Source organism: Bradyrhizobium sp. CCBAU 53340 (assembly GCF_015291645.1).
GTDB lineage: Bacteria > Pseudomonadota > Alphaproteobacteria > Rhizobiales > Xanthobacteraceae > Bradyrhizobium.
Window position 1 is genome coordinate 1678433 of sequence record NZ_CP030055.1, and the last position, 17206, is coordinate 1695638.

The following is a 17206-nucleotide window of genomic DNA, read 5'->3' on the forward strand; positions in this document are numbered from 1 at the left end:
CGAATTTTGTAACGCTCCCAAGCGGCGCAGATGTGACGATTTTATTTTGTCGCGCGCACTGCGAGAGGTCGTAGTGAGGACGGACGGTCGACGTCAATCCTGGGTCCAGCTAGGACTTCACCTCCGCGACCGCTTTCGCCTTCGGCGCCTTCTTCGAAGCGCGCCAGTTCTCAAACCGCTGCACCACCACGAAGAACGCGGGCACGAACAGCACCGCCAGACAGGTCGAGGCCAGCATCCCCGAGAACACGGTGATGCCGATCGATTTGCGCGCGCTGGCGCCGGCGCCGGTCGCGAGCACCAGCGGCACCACGCCGAGGATAAAGGCGAACGAAGTCATCAGGATCGGGCGGAAACGTGCGCGTGCCGCCTCGATCGCCGATTCCAGGATCGGCTTGCCGTCGCGGCCGTGCAGCTCGAGCCCGACCTCGACGATTAGGATGGCGTTCTTGGCCGACAGCGCGATCAGGAGGATCAGGCCGATCTGGCAATAGAGGTTGTTGTCAATCTTGAGCCCGGACAGGATCAGCATCGGCCCGAGCAGCGACAGCGGCACGGCGAGGATCACCGAGATCGGCGCGTACCAGCTCTCATACTGGCCGGCGAGCACGAGATAGACCAGCAGCATGGCGAGGCCGAACACCCAGTAGATCTGGTTCGAGACCGCTTTCTCCTGATACGACATCGCGGTCCATTCATAACCGGTGCCCGGCGGCAGCGTCTTGTCGGCGATGTCCTCCATCAGCGTCAGCGACTGGCCGGAGGAGTAGCCCTGCGCCGGCAGGCCGATCACGGTCGAAGAGGGATAAAGATTGTAGAGGCTGATCAGCGAGGGGCCTGTGGCCGGCGTGATCGTGGCGACGGTGCCGATCGGGATCATGTCGCCGTTCGAGTTGCGCACCATCATGTTGGCGATGTCGCGCTCGGTGACGCGGAAGGCGGGATCGGCCTGGGTGTAGACCTGGAACACCCGGCCGAACTTGTTGAACTGGTTGACGAAGGACGAACCGAGATAGGTCGACAGCGCCGCGAACACCTGATCCGTCGTCACGTGCAGCGTCTGGGTCTTGATGCGGTCGATCTCGACATTGAACTGCGGCACCGACGAGCGGAATGACGACTGCACGCGCTGCAGCGCGCTCTGGCTCTGGCCGTTGCTGACCATCGCGCCGGTGATGGCCTGGAGCTTGGCAAAATCGCTATTGCCGTCGCGCAGCTCAACCTGCATCGAGAAGCCGGCGGCGTTGCCGATGCCCTGGATCGGCGGCGGTGGCAGCACCAGCGTGCGCGCCTCCATGATATCAGCGACCTTGTCGTTCAGCCCATAGACCAGCGAGCGCAGGTCCTCGCCTTTGCCGCGTGCCTCCCAGTCCTTCAGGATGATGTAGGCGACGCCGGCATTGGCAAGGCTGGCGCTGTTGTCGAGCGCGGAGATGCCGGCGATGGTGATGACCTGCTGGACGCCGGGCGTGGCCTTGATGATGTCGGCGGCCTTGTCGAGCACCTTCTGGGTCCGTTCCAGCGAGGCGCCGTCGGGCAATTGCACGGCGGCGATGAGATAGCCCTGGTCCTCGATCGGCAGGAAGCCGGTCGGCACCCGGGACAGGCCGTAGCCGCTGAGCCCGATCACGATCAGTGCGAACGCGACCGAGATGGTGGCGTGCTTCACCAGGAACGTGATCAGCCTCGTATAGCCGTGCTCGACCTTGTCGTAGACGGCGTTGAAGCCACGGTAGAAGAAATTACGTTGCTCCGGCGGCACCGCAGGCCGCAGCCACAGCGCGCATTGGGTCGGCTTCAGCGTCGCCGCGTTGATGGCGGACAAAAGCGCCGTCGCCGCGATCACCAGCGCGAATTGCGAGTAGATGCGCCCCGTGAGGCCGGCGAGGAACGAGGCCGGCAAAAATACCGATATCAACACCAGCGTGATGCCGACGATCGGTGCGAACAGCGCATCCATCGCCTTGATCGCGGCGTCGTGGCCGTTCATGCCCCGCTCGATATTGTGCGCGGCGCCTTCCACTACGACGATGGCGTCGTCGACGACGATGCCGATTGCCAGCACGATCGCAAACAGGGTCGACATGTTGATGGTGAAGCCGAGCGCCGCCATCGCGGCGAAGGCACCGATGATGGTGACAGGCACGGTGGTTGCCGGCACCAGCATCGCACGCCAGTCCTGCAGGAACACCAGGATAACGACCAGCACGAGCAGGCCGGCCTCGATCAGGGTCATGTAGACCTCATGCACCGAGGCATTGACGAATTTCGTGGTGTCGAACGGCGTGTCGTATTTGATGCCTTCCGGAAAGCGCTTGGCGAGCTCCACCATCTTCTTTTCGACGGCCTGTTCGACCTCGAGCGCGTTGGCGCCGGGCGACTGGAATACGCCGATGCCGGTGGCCGGCTGCTTGTTGAGCGAGAAGATCTGGCTGTAGGTCTGCGCGCCGAGCTCGACCGAACCAACGTCGCGCACGCGGGTGACGTCGCCGCTGGTCCCCGACTTGACGATGATGTTCTCGAACTGGGTGGCGTCGTCGAGACGCCCGTTGACGTTCAGCGTGTACTGGAACGCTTGTCCCGGCGGCGTCGGCGGCGCGCCGACCTGTCCGGCCGAGACCTGCTGGCTCTGCTCCTGGATCGCGTTGATGACGTCCTGCGGCACGAGACCGCGGACCTGGAGCTTGTTGGGATCAAGCCAGACCCGCATCGAATACTGGCCGGCACCGAACACGGTGACGTTGCCGACGCCGGGCAGGCGCGAGAGTTCGTCGCGGACATTGATGGTGGCGTAGTTGCTCAAGTAGAGGCTATCGAAGGTCTTGTCCGGCGAGGTCAGCGTCACGAACAGGAGGATCGAGGTCGAGCGCTTCTGCACGGTCACGCCCTGGTTCTGCACGGCAGACGGCAGTTGCGAGAGCGCGCTGGAGACGCGGTTCTGGACCAGCACCTGCGCAAAGTTGAGATCGGTGCCGATCTTGAAAGTCACCGTCAGCGTATAGGTGCCGTCGGAGCCGCTGTAGGACTGCATGTAGAGCATGTCCTCGACGCCGTTGACTTGTTGTTCGATCGGCAGCGCCACGGTGTCGATCACGGTCTTGGCGCTGGCGCCGGGATAGCGCGTCGTCACCTGCACCGTCGGCGGCACCACGTCGGGATATTGGGCGATCGCGAGGTTGAACAGCGCGACGCCGCCGATCAGGATCATCAGCAGCGCGATGACGTTCGAGAGGACCGGCCGCTCGATGAAGAACTTTGAGATCATGGCGCGCGGCCCTTCACTTGCTCGAGGCCTGCGGTTGCTCGATCTTGGTCTGCTGCGGGTCGATCTTCTGGCCCGGGATCACGCGCAGCAGGCCTGAGGTGACCACGCGGTCATCAGGCTTGAGGCCGCTTTCGATCACACGCAGGCCGTTGTCGGCCGGGCCGATTTGCACCTTGCGCTGCTCGACGACATTGTCCTTGTTGGCAACCAGCAGATAGCGTCCGCCCTGGTCGCTGCCGAGCGCGGTATCGGGAACGAGAAGGGCGTCCTTTTCCTGGGTGAACGGTACGCGGACACGGACGAAATAGCCTGGCAGCAGCACCCGCTTGTCATTGGGCACGACGCCGCGCACGGCGAGCGTTCCGGTCGACGAATTGAGAGTCGGCGCGACGTAGTCGAGCTTGCCCTCGTGCGGATAGCCGGTCTCGGTCTGCAGGCCGATTTCAATCGGGAACTGCTTGAGGTCGGCGGAAGTGAGGCCCCGGCGCGCGGCTTCGGCTCGGATGCGCAGCACGTCCTGCTCGTTGACAGTGAAGTTCACATAGATTGGGTCCATCGCGACGATGGTCGCGAGCTGGGTCGGGGAGGAGACGCCGACGAGCTCGCCGATCGAAACCATGTGCGCGCTGACGATGCCGTCGAACGGCGCGGTCACCTTGGTGTAGCCGTAGTTCACCTCGGCGAGCCTGGTGTTGGCCTGGGCCTGCTGAAGGTTGGCCTGGGCGTTATCTCGGGTCGAGGTCGAGGTGTCGAGAGTGGCCTGCGAGACAGCCTGGCGCTGCACCAGGTCGACCTGCCGCTTGTAGTCGGCCTCAGCCTGTTTGAGTGAGGCCTGCGCGCCGGTCTCGGCCGCCTGCGCCTGGTCGAGCTTGAGCTTGTAGGTCTCCGGCTCGATCGTGAACAGCTGGGCGCCCTGCTTGACGAAGGTGCCATCGGCGTAGTCGATCGTTTGCAGAAAACCCTGCACCCGCGCGACGAGGTCGACGCTCTTGATCGGCGCGGTGTTGCCGGTGGCCTCGATGTAGCGCGTGACCGGACGCTGCACCGGCGTCGCGACATCCACCTTGGGCGGCGGCGGCGCGACGAACGTGTTCTTGTCCTCGCAGCCGGCCAGCGTAACCACCGCGGCCGCGGTGGCCAGGGCCCGCCCGATATGCCTCCACGCGTCGTGAAGTCGTGCGGGATGAGCTGAGGTCATTCGGTGGCCCCCGATGATTGCCTGTCGGTGCGGCAGGCTACCAACAAATGACCAGCCGTGGAACACCATAGCCATGGCAGTCACAGGCCTTGCACTGCAAACCGTGGCGTGGCCTTTGATGGCTTTGTCATGACAAACCGCTTTTCACCGAGGCCATGTTTGACCAGAATTGTCGTCAAAGGCCGCGCGACGGGCGCAAGGCGGGCGACGGGCAGGCAAGTGGACCACAAGAAGAAGCGCGAGGAGACAATGACATGCCAACGCCATTCTGGTCGGGCCTTGCCGGGCTTGCTCTTGCGGCGGCGGTTGCCATGCCCGCGCTAGCCGATGGTCTGAAGGACGAGATCGCGCCGACCGGCACGCTGCGGGTCGCGATCGCGATCAGCCCGGTGGGCGGAGCGTTCTGGTCGACCAGGACCGAAGCCGGCTATACCGGCGTTCCCGTCGATCTCGGCAAGGCGCTGGCCGCGCAGCTCGGCATCTCCGTCGACTATGTCGTGTACCAGAACTCCGGGCAGATCACCGACGCCGCCGGCAAAGGCGCGTGGGACATCACCTGGTTGCCGAAAGATCCCGAGCGTGAGACCAAGATGATGTTCGGTCCGATCTACGAGGTCGCCGACGCCACCTATATCGTCAAGGCTGGTTCGACCGTGACCAATTTCGCCACGCTCGACCAACCCGGCATCAAGGTCGCAGCCGTCAATGCCACGACCACGATGCGCGGCGCTGTTGCGCATCTGAAGAACGCGAAGGTCACGGGCTATCAGACCTACGACGAAATCTTCGGCCTCCTGAAGAGCGGTGAGATCAACGCCTTCGCGCTGTCGCGCGACCAGCTCAACAAGATGGCGCAGAAGATTCTGGGGACCAAGGTGCTGGACGAGACCTTCAAGAAGACCGTGACGGCCGTTGCGGTCCCGCTCGGCCACAGCCAGGCTCTGGCGTTCGTGACCAAGTTCATGAACGAGGCCGTGACCAACGGCACCTTGCGCAAGGCCTATGACGATAATGGTCTGAAGGACGCGCCGATCCGCACCGAATAGGTTTGTCCTTTGCCGACCACATTGGAGTTCACACCCGATCGATGAGCCCTTACGGCTCGGCGGTTCGGATGCCGGCAGGGCTCACCTGCATCTTGAGCGTCGATGTCCTGGTCAGCGCCTTGCCGTCGAACGAAAATGCGATCAGCTCGCTCTCGACCATGCACTCGGTCACGAGATATTTGGAGTCCTTCGACCACACCATGCCCTGGCACCAATGGCCGATCTTCGCCTCCGTTACCGGCGCGAGCTCGGCGCCGGAAATCCTGTAGACCTTCAGCAAGCCGAAATCGTTGAAGAAGGTTGAGGCGGAGGGCTTGTTCGAGCCGTTCATGACGCTGACTGCGACGTAGTTGCCGTCCGGGGACATCTTCACGCCCTCGGGCGTCTGTCCCACGCTGACCGTGCTGACGACGCGGATCGGTTTTGCGTTCATGTCGATCAGGCTGATCGTGTCCGTGTCGCCGCCGCCGGCGCCGACATTGCCGACGACGGCCGTCGCGCTGCCGGTGAGGTCGATGTCGTAGGGACGCACGCCGGAAAAGAGATCGCGCTTGGCGTATTCGACCTTGTTGCCGTCCACGGTCAGCAGCGAGGTCCGGCTGTCGCCGTCGCGGGTGACCAGTGCGGTCGTGCCGTCATGGGAAAAGACGGCATGGCTCGGACCCGATTTGGCGTCGCCGAGCTGGATCTTGCCCGCTTGCGTCACGGTGTTGCCGTTGATGGTGAACACCGAGACCGTGCCCTCGCTGCGGTTCGCGACCAGCGCCAGGGTCGCGGAACGGTTGATCGAGACGCCGGCCGCGCCCGCGCCGGCCTGCAACGTTGCGAGCACTTTGGGAGGCGAAGACTTCAGGTCGATCACGGAGAGCTTGTCGTCGGGCACCGTCTTGGTCGCATCCGCCGGGTCGACCTTCATGGCGCCCGTGACCAGCGCAAAGGAGCCGTCCGGCGCGATCGCCACGCTCGGCGGCGGACCGACGACGCTCGCAGGAGCCGGTACTTCGCCGAGCAGCTTGAGCGCGCCGTCGGTGAAATCGATAACGCTGACCGTGTCGGGCAGGGGCTGCTTGCGCACCACGGCACTGCCGTTCTCCAGCGCCATCTTGCCGTCATTGGCGGTGACAACGATTTCGGCATGGACGGCAAAATTTGCCAGGCCGGCCATCGAGCCCGCAACGATTGTCGATGCAGCGCGGTACAGACGCGTGCGATGAACAGCTCTCATGTTTTTCCCCCGCAAGGCTTGTTTTTGCTCGACAAAACTAAATGCGACCTGCGTGACTTTGCAACAATTCCGGAACCGCGATTTTTTATTGCGTGCATGGAATAATCGCTGATGGCGGGATGCCTGTAAGATTTTTTGTCCCAACGACCGTGCAAAGTGTCTCTCGCGTCAAACTGACACAGCTCTGTCACCCGTGATCGCTACGGTTATGGGGTCAATCCTTCGGGGCAAAAAAAATGAAATCCAGATTTTTGACGACGGCTGCGATCTTCGCGGCCGCGACGACGCTTGCGTGCAGCATTCCGGTGTTCGCGGACGACTTCGACCGGGATCACGATAGCGATCATCGCCATCCGCATCACATCCATACCGAAACGCCGATCAAGCATCTCGTGATCATCTTCAACGAGAACCGCTCGTTCGACCATTATTTCGCGACCTATCCGAACGCTGCCAATCCCTCGGGCTCGATTCCCTTCGCGCCGAAGCCGCATACACCGAAGGTCAACAATCTCGCCAACGCCAATCTGCTGGTGAACAATCCGAACAACAATCCGGCGAATGGCACCGGCGCAACCGATCCGTTCCGTCTTGATCGTACCCAGGCCAATACGCGCTCGCAGAACCACGCCTATACGCCCGAGCAGGAGGCCGTCGACAACGGCAAGGAAGACCTGTTCCCGAAATTCACCGGCCGCGGCACTGCCGGCGGCGCCGGCGCGTTCGGCACCAACGGTCAGGTGATGGGCTATTTCGACGGCAACACGACCACCGCCTTGTGGAATTACGCCCAGCACTTCGCCATGAGCGACAATGCCTGGACCGACACGTTCGGCCCGTCGACCCCGGGCGCGCTCGAAGTGGTTGCGGGTCAGACCAACGGCGCGGTGAACATCGTCGGTACGTCGACGCAGACCGTTCCCGATGGCCAGGGCGGCCTGACACTGATCGGGGACACCGATCCGGGCATCGATGCCTGCTCGAGCACGACCAGCACCGTATTGATGAACGGCAAGAATATCGGCGACCTGCTGAACGACGAGCACATCAGCTGGGGCAGCTTTATGGGCGGCTTCGACCTGACGCTCAAGAACGCCAACGGAACGACCGGATGCGCACGTAGCACCTTCTCGACCGTGATCGGCGCCGCCACCGCGGATTACATCCCGCATCACGCTTGGTTCCAGTACTACAAGTCGACCGCCAACCCGACCCATGCGCGGCCGAGTTCGGTGCGCGCGATCGGCCATACGCATGACTTCAATGGCAAGGTCGACCCGGCCAACCACAATTATGATCTCGAAGACTTTTACGCTGCGGTGAAAGCCGGCAACTTCCCGGCCGTCTCCTACATCAAGACGCCGGCCTATCAGGACGGTCATGCCGGCTATTCGGACCCGCTCGACGAGCAGGTCGGCACTGTCGAGCTGGTCAACTTCCTGCAGAAGCAGCCGGAATGGCGTGAGACCGCCGTCATCATCACCTATGACGACTCCGACGGCTGGTACGATCACCAGTACGTCGCGCCGAAGACCGCGTCCTACGATCCGACTGCCGATCAGGTCAACGGTCCGGGCCTGTGCGGCCTCGGTCCGCAGACGCAGCCGGCACCGAACGGCCTTGGCGGCAAGCCGGTGAACGGCCGCTGCGGTCCTGGCACCCGCATCCCCTTCATCGTGGTCTCGCCCTACGCCAAGACCAACCACGTGAGCCGCACTTACATCTCGCAGGCTTCCGTCGTGCGGTTCGTCGAGGACAACTGGCTGCATGGCAAGCGGCTGGGTGCCGGTTCGTTCGATGCGACCTCGGGGTCGATCATGGACCTGTTCGATTTCGAGCATGACCACAGCCATGACCTCCGCATCGATGCGCTGTTCCTCGATCCGACAACGGGCACGGTGATGGTCAGCCCGCCGGACGAGCACCATCACCACTAGTCCGACGGAACGTCAGAATGAACAGCCGCATTTTGTGGCTCCTCGGCGCCGGCCTGCTCGCTCTGGCCGGCGCCGTCTTTGCGGCGGACGCGCAAGGATTTGCAGATGCCAACGCTGGCGCGAATCCGAACCCGGTTCGTCTGATGCGTCCGCCCGCCGCTCCGTTGTCCGCGATGGCGCTGCTCGGCAGGGAGATCTTCTACGATGCCTCGCTGTCGTCATCCGGTTCGCTGTCATGTGCGTCCTGCCACAGCCCGGACCACGGCTATGGCCCGCCGAACGACGGTCCGGTGATGCTCGGTGGCGCCAGTCTGACGCGGCAAGGCGCGCGTGCAGTGCCGTCGCTGACCTATCTTGAGCGTCAGCCGAATTTCAGCATCGGCCCCGACAAGGCTGACGACGACAACGTTATGGATCTCGCGCAGATGGCCGCGCTGGGCCGAGAGGCTGCGCGCACGACCAAGACTGCGGGCGGCACCGGCGCTTCGGCCAACATCGTGCCGCAGGGCGGTCTGTTCTGGGATGGCCGCGCCGACACGCTTCAGGATCAGGCCTTGTTTCCGTTGCTCGATCCCAATGAGATGGACGGCGGCAGTGCCGAGATCGTTGCCGGCAAGTTGCGCCGTGCGCCCTACGCCAGCCGCTTCGTTGAGCTGTTCGGCGTGGGCGTGATGAGAAATCAGCGGCTGCTGATTGCGGAGGCGATGTTCGCGGTCGCGCGCTATCAAGTGGAAGAGCCGAGCTTCCATCCCTACAGCAGCAAGTATGATTACTGGCTCGAAGGCAAGGCGCGGCTCTCCGAGAGTGAGCTGCGGGGCCTTCAATTGTTCAACGATCCCGGCAAGGCCAATTGTGCCGGTTGCCACACCTCGGCGCCGTCCCGCGATGGCCTGCCGCCGCTCTTCACCGACCACCAATACGAGGCGCTCGGAGCGCCGCGCAACGCGGCGCTCGCCGGCAACAAGGATCCCTCTTATTTCGATCTCGGCGTCTGCGGCCCGCAGCGCACTGATGCGGTCGAGCAGACGCAATATTGCGGTATGTTCCTGACGCCGACACTGCGCAACACTGCGACGCGTCACGCCTTCTTTCACAACGGCGTCTTCAAGACGCTCGAAGAGGTGCTGGATTTCTACAATTTCCGCGACATACATCCGGACAAGGTGTTTCCGCGTACTGCCGACGGCACGGTGCGGAAATACGACGACCTGCCCGAGACATATCACGCCAATGTCGACATCGCCGATCCGCCGTTCGATCGTCGCCTCGGCGACAAGCCGGCGATGACCGCGCAGGACGAGGCCGACATCATTGCGTTCCTGAAGACGCTGACCGACGGCTACAAGGTGGAGGACTAGGCAGGTCCCTACAATCCCGGTGATCTCGCCGCCCAGGCCTTGGTGGCCTGGCAGCTCTCCATCGCTCGGGCGTAGGCCGGACGCGCCGTGGTGCGGGCGAGATAGTCTCGCTCGATAGGACCGGGGACGTAGTTGCCCGTTCGCAGCCCGAGCAGGAGCGCGTAGCTCACCGAGATATCGGCGGCAGTGAATCGGTCGCCGGCGAGATAAGGGCAATCCGCGAGGCGACGGATCACCAGCCCCAGCCGGCTCTCGAAGGTCTCGATTGCCCACCGGGTCACCCGGGCATTCCGCTCGGCTTCGGGCGCCAGTTCCCTGCCGACAAAGACTGTATTCAGCGGCCCGGCGAGCCCGGCCTCGCCCAAATGGAGAAATTGCAGATAGGACGCGAAGGCGGGATGATCAGGGGCGACGGCAAGCGAATTTGAGCCGTAGCGAGCGAGCAGGTATTCGAGAATCGCAATCGATTCGACCATGATCGTCTCGCCGTCCTGCAGCGCGGGAATGAAGCCGGCGGGGTTGATCGCGAGGAAATCGCGATCATTCTCGACGGCGAACAGATCGACCGGGCGCAGCCGATAAGCCAATCCCAATTCCTCGAGCAGCCAAACGACGCGGAAGCCACGACCTTCGCCATAGACGGTGAGCATAGTTGAACGTTCCTGGATTGGGCTGGATATACTAGCTCGCAGACGATCTAGCGCGGCTTGATCTCCGCATATTTCACCATCGCCTTGTCGAACTTGCGCTTGAACAGCCACATCGCGGCGAGAATCTCGCGGAAGCTGGCCGAGCCTCGTGCCCGGTCTGCCTTGCCGAAGGCGAAGATGCTGTTGTTGCGCAGGTGCTTCATGATGGTGGGATTGGACACCCTGTAGTTCAACAGGTCGCCTGACTTCAGTGCCGACCGCGTCGGTGCCGGAATGATCTGGATCAGCTCGAACAGCTTCATCTGGTCGATTGGATCGGGCAGCGTCTTCACGATCGCCGGGATTTCGGCGAACAGCTCCGCATGGGCGTTCATGAGGCCGTCGCGCACATTGGTCCAGTGATTGAAGCGGCGATCGGTGCCGCGCGACCGCGCCTCTTCCTTGTCGTCGCGCGCGTTCAATGCAGGATCGGCGGCCGCGATCGTGCCCTTGATGGTCTCCCATTTGCGCTGGCCGTTGCGGTCCTCGGAGGGGCCGGTCTGCAGGCTGCCCATATAGGTGTTCGAGCGCGCATTGCGGACGTTCTGCTTGCCGTTCGTCTCCGCATAGAACAGCCCGAGGCTGATGCGGCCTGCGGCGGCAGCATCAGCCGGCGCAAGCCCCTTGGCGCGCGCAATCGCAGTGCCGAGATCGATCACGTCCTTGAACGGTGTTGCCGAATTCTGGGCGCGGGCGGGCGGCGCCTCCATGATCTCGAAGATGTCTGCATATTCGTCGACCAGCGGCTCGATGTCGGCATCGAAATAGGCCGGCGGAATCCCGAACTTGTTCGGCTTGCCGATCCGCGAGGGCAGGGCGTCGGTGAGATCCTTGTAGGTGCTGATGACAGCCACGCGCGCCAGATAGAGCGCCTGGCCCGGCAGGTTCGGCAACGGCTCCTTCGTTTCGATCTGGCGGCGCCGCTCGGCCAGGATCGATTTGAAATCGCCGAGCGCGCGATCGTAGGTCGCTTGCGCTTCCGATTGCGCCGGCGTCAGCGCTTGCGCCCGGCTCGCGCCGGGCATCGTGAGGAGGAGCGCAAGCGCCGCCACGGCCGCGGCGGCGTGACATCGTCGTCCCATGGCGAGTTCCCATGTCCGGAGATTCGTCGATCATGGGATCGTAAGCATCAAACCCGCGACCTGGCGAGTTTCAAATCGGGCCCCCGATCTCATCCCGCCGCCCGGTACTCCGGCGCCGAAGCCAGGAACCTGGCGTAGGCGTCCGCATCGGGCGGCTGGAAACGCCCGGCGAGCCCGCCGCGCTTCTGCTGCGTCGCGCCCATGTCGGCCATCAGTTCGTCGAAATGACGGTAGTGATACGGCGCGACGCAGAGGCCGCCATAGACGCCGGCGGCCGGCCGCTCGACGCGCTTGAAGTGCAGCATCATCTCGATGTTGTCGCGCATCTGCTGCGTTGTCGGCTGCCGTGCGAGTTGTCCGTCGGCATAGCGCACCAGCCAGTTCGCGGCGAGGTCGGCGCAGAGCACCGTGCAGAACGATGAGTTGAAGCCGACGAAGCCGAGGTCGGGCAGATCAGGGTTGGCGATCAGGCGGTAGAGCCGGTACTGCCCGTCCGCGTCGACCAGCTTCTGCTGATAGGCGTTGGGAAGGAAGGGCACGCCGAGCTTGTAGCCGATCGCGAGCACGGCGACGTCGGCGCCGACACGCTCGCCGCCGCTCATCACGATCGTGTCGCCTTCATAATGATCGAACGTGCCGAACACCGCCTTGATCCGGCCGTCGGCGACCATCGGATAGAAGCCCGGCGTTGCGATCGGCACCGAGCAGTTGACGCCGTCCTCGATCCGTTCTTTCGGCACCATCCCACATTGCTTCAGCTTGAGCTGCGCCTTGAGCAGGCTCTCCAGCCCGCGCCAGTTCGCCCAGGCCAGCGGCGCGGAGATGCGGTGCGCGAGCCGTGCCATCGTGCTCGCATCCCAGCCCTGAAACATCTCCTCCTGTGCGCGGGTGTAGAGGATGCGCTTGAAATTGACGAGCCCGCCGATGAAATAGGGGATGCGCCACACCGGCTCGCGCATCACGATGGTGACCTCGCGCGCGCCCGACTTCACCGCGTTCACGGCGATGTCGGTCGCTGACTTCGAGCCGCCGAGCACGACGACGCGGCGTCCTTTCGCCAGTGCCGGGTCGCCGTATTGCGACGAGTGCAGGATCTGCCCGCCCTGCGCCAGGAAACCGTCTTCGCCCGGGCAATGCAGCTCGCGCGGCTCGTTGAACTGTCCGATGCAGACCGCGACGAAATCGAAATCCTCGTTGCTGCTCGCGCCGCTCTTGGTCGTCAGCGTCAGCGTCCAGCCTGGCTTGCCGTCGGCACGCCGGGCCATGCCGGCCACTTCAGTGTTGAGGCGCAGCATGTGGTCGAGCCCGAACCTCCTGGCGTAGTCTGCCAGATAGGCGTGGACCTGCGGTCCGGTCGGCCATTCCGGGTAGGTATCAGGCATGGCGAGATCGGTGTAGCGGTAGAGCTCCTTCGGGCTCTGGGTCTGCACGTCGGGATAGGATCGCGACGGCTCCCACACGCCGCCGAGATCGCCGCGGCGCTCGACGATGGTGACGCGGTGGCCGCGGGTGGAGAACGCCTTTGCGGTGGCAAGGCCGGAGACGCCGGCGCCGATCACGCAGACATGCTTGGGGCTGACCATGGGTGGGCTCGCAATCGATGTGGTTTGCGCGCGAGCGGCTTCGTTCGGCTGCAAGGCGCGGCCGGCGGAGCTGCAAGCAGATGAAGGGTGAACGAGGAGGCGGGACGCCTAGTCGTTGGCCTCGGGCGGCAGGAAGTCGACCTCATGCAGCGCCGAGATGCGCACGACCTCGGCGGGGTCGGTCAGATTGTGGAGCTGGTTGAACAGCGCCTCCAGCTTCTGCATCGGCGAGACCCAGAACAGCGCGCGGCACGGCTTGTCGGACTTGTTGAAATAGCCGTGGGGGATACCGCGCGGCATGCGCACGAGATCGCCGGCATGGGCCTTGACCCAGACGCCGTCGAGCTTGAGGTCGAGCGTGCCTTCCTGCACCAGGATGAACTCGTCCTGGGTCGGATGGATGTGCACCGGCACGAACTGGCCGGGATCGCTGTTGGTCTCGAACGCAAAGGTGGAATCGGTGACGGCCTTGGGGAAATAGACCTGACCAAGGATGTTCCAGCTCTTGCCGCCATAGCCCGTGCCGTTCGCGGTAATGCCCTTTTCGAGTGCAGTCATGGCTTGCTCCTCATGGATTCCGGCGGGGACAAAGCTTCGGCCAGCTATGGCCCCCTGTCTATCCGCTAAACGAATCCAGGTGAGCCTGTTGCCATGCAGCATGATGTTTTCGAGCAACGGCCCTTTTCGCCCCCGGACGATTATTATAGGCTTAAAGCAATTCCGTGATGCCATGCGTGGTCGACGATGTCCGCAGCCGTGCAGGAAATGAGTGCAAGGATGTCCCAAGCCGAACGGCTTGCGGCCTTCGCGCGCGTCACCACCGATGATGTCGATGAAGCGGCCGAACAGATCGGGCGCATCTTCTGTCCGCACGATCTCAAGCCGGAAGGTGCGCGCGCAGCCGGCTTCTCCGCGCGGCACAATTGCGCTGATTTCGACGGCTTTTCCATCAACTACGTTGCCTATGGCGGATCGGTGAGCATCGATCCCGGCTGCCTCGACCGCTTCTTCCTGGTCCAGATCCCGCTCTCGGGCACAGCTCGCATTCGTGTCGGCGAGGGCGAATTCGATGCTGCTCCCGACCGGACCGCCTCGCTGCTGTCGCCAACCATCCCGACCCGGATGGCCTGGAGTGACTGTGCGCAGGCGATCCTGCTGCTCGATCGTCGGATGGTCGAACAACGTGCTGCGGCGCTGTCCGGCTCGGCGGCCGGCCCGGTCGAGTTCGATCCCGCGGTCGACCTGAACACGCCGTCGGGCCAAGCCGTGCGAACCAGTCTTGCCGAATTGATGACGCTCGCCGAACGGCTCGGACCATCCGGCCTGATGTCGCCGATCGCGATGGCCGATTGGCGCGAGGCGCTGCTCGATCGCCTCCTCAACGGCCTGCGGCATGGCCGGTCGGATGCGATCAGGAGGTTCTCGGGGCAAGCCGAGCGTTTGCCACGCGCACTCCGCGCCGCGCGCGACCATCTTGCCGACAATTCCGGCGAGCCGCTCGACCTTGCGCAGCTTGCCTGCGCGGCGGGGATCGGCATCCGGGCGCTTCAGCTCGGCTTCCGGCGTCACTTCGGCCTGTCGATCTCGGAGATGCTGCTCGACCTGCGCCTCGCCGGTCTGCACGCCCGGCTCGCGCAGGCCTCACCTGAGGTCTCGATCACCGACATCGCCTTCGACCTCGGCTTTACCCATCTCGGCCGCATGGCCGGCGCCTACCGTGCAAAATTCGGCGAGACGCCATCGGCGACACTGCGGCGGCGGATGAGCTGAAGTCGGGCTCGGGGGCGGTCGTGCTCACCTCTCCCTACGGGAGAGGTGAGCCCCTTCTGCCTAGCGCGGGAGGCGCTACTTTCGCGACCGCGTCGCGCCGCTGTCCTCGGCGGCCTGCCTGCGCAGAAAACCCTCGAGATCGGCCTGGACCGAATAGGGCGTCGGGATCGCATCGCCCGCGGCGTCGACGGCGGTGTCGAGCGAGCGGCGCAGCATGCGTGCGAGCTCGGCCTTGCGGTAGGGCTTTGTCAGAAGCGGCGCACCCATGGTGGCGCCTCCCGGCGTGTGCTGGGAGTCGTGGGCGTAGCCCGAAGTGAACAGCACGCGAAGCGAGGGTCGCGCGGCCACCATCTGGTCGGCGAGCTCGCGCCCGTTGAGGCCGCCGGCCATCACGATGTCGGTGAACAGCAGGTCGAACGGCGTGCCGTCGGCGGCGATCGCAAGCGCCTCGGTCGCACTGGCGGCGGGGATGACCTTGTAGCCGAGGCTCTTCAGCTGCACCGTGACGTATTGGCGGACGTCGGGGTCGTCCTCGACGCAGAGGATGGTCTCCGTTCCGCCCACGATCTTGCGCGTATCATAGCTTGCGGGGCGAAGCGCGCTGGTCTCGGCCTTCGGCAGGTAGATCGTGAAGACCGTGCCGTGGCCTTCTTCTGATCTGACCTTGATGCCGCCGCCCGACTGCTTGACGAAGCCGAACACCATGCTGAGCCCGAGACCGGTGCCCTTGCCGACCTCCTTGGTCGAGAAGAACGGATCGAAGATGCGCTCGACATGCGCCTGCGGAATGCCGGTGCCGGTGTCGGCGACCTCGATCTCGACATAGTCGCCGGCATAGCCGGCGCCGACCGCGACGGCCTCGCGCACGCCGAACACGACGTTGCGCGTCCTCAGCGTCAGGCGGCCGCCGTCCGGCATGGCGTCGCGGGCATTGATCGCGAGGTTGAGCAGCGCCGAGGACAGCTGCCCGCGATCGGCGAAGGCGAGCCAGACATTGCCGTCGAACTTCCTGACGATCTCGATCTTCTTGTCGAAGGTCGCCAGCAGCAGCTTTACGAGCTCTTCGAGCAGGTCGTTGACGTCGATCTCGGCCGGCTGCAGCGCCTGCTTGCGCGCAAAGGACAGCAGGCTCGAGGTCAGCGCCGCGCCGCGATCGGCGGCTTCGCTGATCAGCTTGGTGATGGTGGCGAGCGGCGGGTTGTCCTTCACGGCGTCGGCGAGGATCTCGATCGTGCCCGTGATCACCGTGAGCATGTTGTTGAACTCGTGCGCGATGCCGCCGGTGAGCTGGCCGACTGCCTCCATCTTCTGGGCCTGGATCAACTGCTCCTCGGCGGCACGCTTCTGCGTCACGTCCTTGACGAAGACGTTGATGACGGTGCGGCCGCCGAGGCGAAGCGCCGTGCTCGACGCTTCGGCGAGAATCTCGTCGCCGTTCCGATGCACGAGGCTCACTTCGAAACGGATGCCGATCGGCGTGTCGGACAGTTCCGGCAACAGCCGCATCATGCGCTGCCTGAAGCCTGGTCGCTGCGGCTCGGCGACGAGGAGCTCGACGACGTCGGCGCCGATCGCCTCGGTGCGCGACCATCCGGTCAGGGCCTCGGCCTGAGGGCTCCACTCCAGCACAATTCCGCTGTCGTCGGTCTGAACGAAGGCATCGAGCGCGGTCCTGATGACGGCTTGCGTCATCTGCGCGCTGTCTGTGCGTGCCTGCGCCTGCTCCGCCAGTTGCGCGGCGATGCGCTTCTCTGATGTCGCGATCCTGGTTGCGCAAAGCCGTGCGAGCAGCACTGCCACAGCGGCGCTTGCGAGCAGGGCAACCATCTGGGCGGCGCCGAACCCGGAGCCGGTCACGGCATAGGAGACGAGGAGCGCCACAGCGGTCACGACGCCCTGTGCGGCCATCGCTGAGGTCAGAAGCCCGCTGAGTTTCATGGTCTCACACCACCGACATCAGCCGCGGATCCCCAAGGGGCCTCCAAGTCCGCCCTGTCAAATGAGTCCGGCTCCCCTGTGAGCTACAGACTCCCTGCGGCGGCGTCGAGGGCAA

The 17206-nt window shown here is 64.1% G+C and carries 12 protein-coding genes; 4 read left to right on the forward strand and 8 right to left on the reverse strand.

What is annotated here, in order from left to right; all coding sequences use genetic code 11:
* Positions 1-109: 109 nt before the first annotated feature.
* Together XH89_RS07860 and XH89_RS07865 are read right to left on the reverse strand one after the other, a co-directional pair.
* The gene (locus XH89_RS07860) at positions 110-3265 is read right to left on the reverse strand and encodes an efflux RND transporter permease subunit (protein ID WP_194466521.1); all 3156 of its coding nucleotides are present in this window, start codon (positions 3263-3265) and stop codon (positions 110-112) included.
* Positions 3266-3278: 13 nt separating this feature from the next.
* Positions 3279-4463, reverse strand: a complete 1185-nt coding sequence (locus tag XH89_RS07865; RefSeq protein WP_194466522.1) for an efflux RND transporter periplasmic adaptor subunit — start codon at positions 4461-4463, stop codon at positions 3279-3281.
* A 254-nt stretch (positions 4464-4717) separates the two neighbouring features.
* Between XH89_RS07865 and XH89_RS07870 the strand changes: the two genes are divergently transcribed.
* Positions 4718-5509, forward strand: a complete 792-nt coding sequence (locus tag XH89_RS07870) for a transporter substrate-binding domain-containing protein (protein WP_194466523.1) — start codon at positions 4718-4720, stop codon at positions 5507-5509.
* A gap of 49 nt (positions 5510-5558) precedes the next feature.
* Here XH89_RS07870 and XH89_RS07875 read toward each other — a convergent pair whose 3' ends face one another.
* Complete coding sequence (locus XH89_RS07875) at positions 5559-6734, reverse strand: YncE family protein (RefSeq protein ID WP_194466524.1); 1176 nt, start codon at positions 6732-6734, stop codon at positions 5559-5561.
* Positions 6735-6970: 236 nt separating this feature from the next.
* On the opposite strand from XH89_RS07875, the gene XH89_RS07880 reads away from it, so the two are divergent.
* Both XH89_RS07880 and XH89_RS07885 read left to right on the forward strand, forming a co-directional pair.
* On the forward strand, positions 6971-8671 hold the full coding sequence (locus XH89_RS07880) for a phospholipase C (RefSeq protein WP_194466525.1): 1701 nt from the start codon (positions 6971-6973) through the stop codon (positions 8669-8671).
* Positions 8672-8688: 17 nt separating this feature from the next.
* A complete protein-coding gene (locus XH89_RS07885; protein WP_194466526.1) occupies positions 8689-10029 on the forward strand; it encodes a cytochrome-c peroxidase in 1341 nt (446 codons plus the stop codon).
* 8 nt (positions 10030-10037) lie between these two features.
* Here XH89_RS07885 and XH89_RS07890 read toward each other — a convergent pair whose 3' ends face one another.
* From XH89_RS07890 to XH89_RS07905, 4 genes are all read right to left on the reverse strand, one after another.
* On the reverse strand, positions 10038-10679 hold the full coding sequence (locus XH89_RS07890) for a glutathione S-transferase family protein (RefSeq protein ID WP_194466527.1): 642 nt from the start codon (positions 10677-10679) through the stop codon (positions 10038-10040).
* A gap of 47 nt (positions 10680-10726) precedes the next feature.
* Positions 10727-11800, reverse strand: a complete 1074-nt coding sequence (locus XH89_RS07895) for a hypothetical protein (RefSeq protein WP_194466528.1) — start codon at positions 11798-11800, stop codon at positions 10727-10729.
* Positions 11801-11889: 89 nt separating this feature from the next.
* Positions 11890-13383, reverse strand: coding sequence for an NAD(P)/FAD-dependent oxidoreductase (locus XH89_RS07900; RefSeq protein ID WP_194466529.1), 1494 nt, complete (start codon positions 13381-13383; stop codon positions 11890-11892).
* Positions 13384-13491: 108 nt separating this feature from the next.
* A complete protein-coding gene (locus XH89_RS07905; RefSeq protein WP_057743125.1) occupies positions 13492-13941 on the reverse strand; it encodes a cupin domain-containing protein in 450 nt (149 codons plus the stop codon).
* A gap of 186 nt (positions 13942-14127) precedes the next feature.
* Here XH89_RS07905 and XH89_RS07910 point away from each other — a divergent pair, with 186 nt between their 5' ends.
* Positions 14128-15153, forward strand: a complete 1026-nt coding sequence (locus tag XH89_RS07910) for an AraC family transcriptional regulator (RefSeq protein ID WP_194466530.1) — start codon at positions 14128-14130, stop codon at positions 15151-15153.
* A gap of 75 nt (positions 15154-15228) precedes the next feature.
* Here XH89_RS07910 and XH89_RS07915 read toward each other — a convergent pair whose 3' ends face one another.
* On the reverse strand, positions 15229-17091 hold the full coding sequence (locus tag XH89_RS07915; protein WP_194466531.1) for an ATP-binding protein: 1863 nt from the start codon (positions 17089-17091) through the stop codon (positions 15229-15231).
* Between the last annotated feature and the right edge of the window lie 115 nt (positions 17092-17206).

Excerpts from the sequence above, each read along its gene's own strand:
- XH89_RS07860 (WP_194466521.1), bottom strand. The coding sequence starts at position 3,265 with ATGATCTCAAAGTTCTTCATCGAGCGGCCGGTCCTCTCGAACGTCATC.
- XH89_RS07865 (WP_194466522.1), bottom strand. The coding sequence starts at position 4,463 with ATGACCTCAGCTCATCCCGCACGACTTCACGACGCGTGGAGGCATATC.
- XH89_RS07870 (WP_194466523.1), top strand. The coding sequence starts at position 4,718 with ATGCCAACGCCATTCTGGTCGGGCCTTGCCGGGCTTGCTCTTGCGGCG.
- XH89_RS07875 (WP_194466524.1), bottom strand. The coding sequence starts at position 6,734 with ATGAGAGCTGTTCATCGCACGCGTCTGTACCGCGCTGCATCGACAATC.
- XH89_RS07880 (WP_194466525.1), top strand. The coding sequence starts at position 6,971 with ATGAAATCCAGATTTTTGACGACGGCTGCGATCTTCGCGGCCGCGACG.
- XH89_RS07885 (WP_194466526.1), top strand. The coding sequence starts at position 8,689 with ATGAACAGCCGCATTTTGTGGCTCCTCGGCGCCGGCCTGCTCGCTCTG.
- XH89_RS07890 (WP_194466527.1), bottom strand. The coding sequence starts at position 10,679 with ATGCTCACCGTCTATGGCGAAGGTCGTGGCTTCCGCGTCGTTTGGCTG.
- XH89_RS07895 (WP_194466528.1), bottom strand. The coding sequence starts at position 11,800 with ATGGGACGACGATGTCACGCCGCCGCGGCCGTGGCGGCGCTTGCGCTC.
- XH89_RS07900 (WP_194466529.1), bottom strand. The coding sequence starts at position 13,383 with ATGGTCAGCCCCAAGCATGTCTGCGTGATCGGCGCCGGCGTCTCCGGC.
- XH89_RS07905 (WP_057743125.1), bottom strand. The coding sequence starts at position 13,941 with ATGACTGCACTCGAAAAGGGCATTACCGCGAACGGCACGGGCTATGGC.
- XH89_RS07910 (WP_194466530.1), top strand. The coding sequence starts at position 14,128 with ATGTCCGCAGCCGTGCAGGAAATGAGTGCAAGGATGTCCCAAGCCGAA.
- XH89_RS07915 (WP_194466531.1), bottom strand. The coding sequence starts at position 17,091 with ATGAAACTCAGCGGGCTTCTGACCTCAGCGATGGCCGCACAGGGCGTC.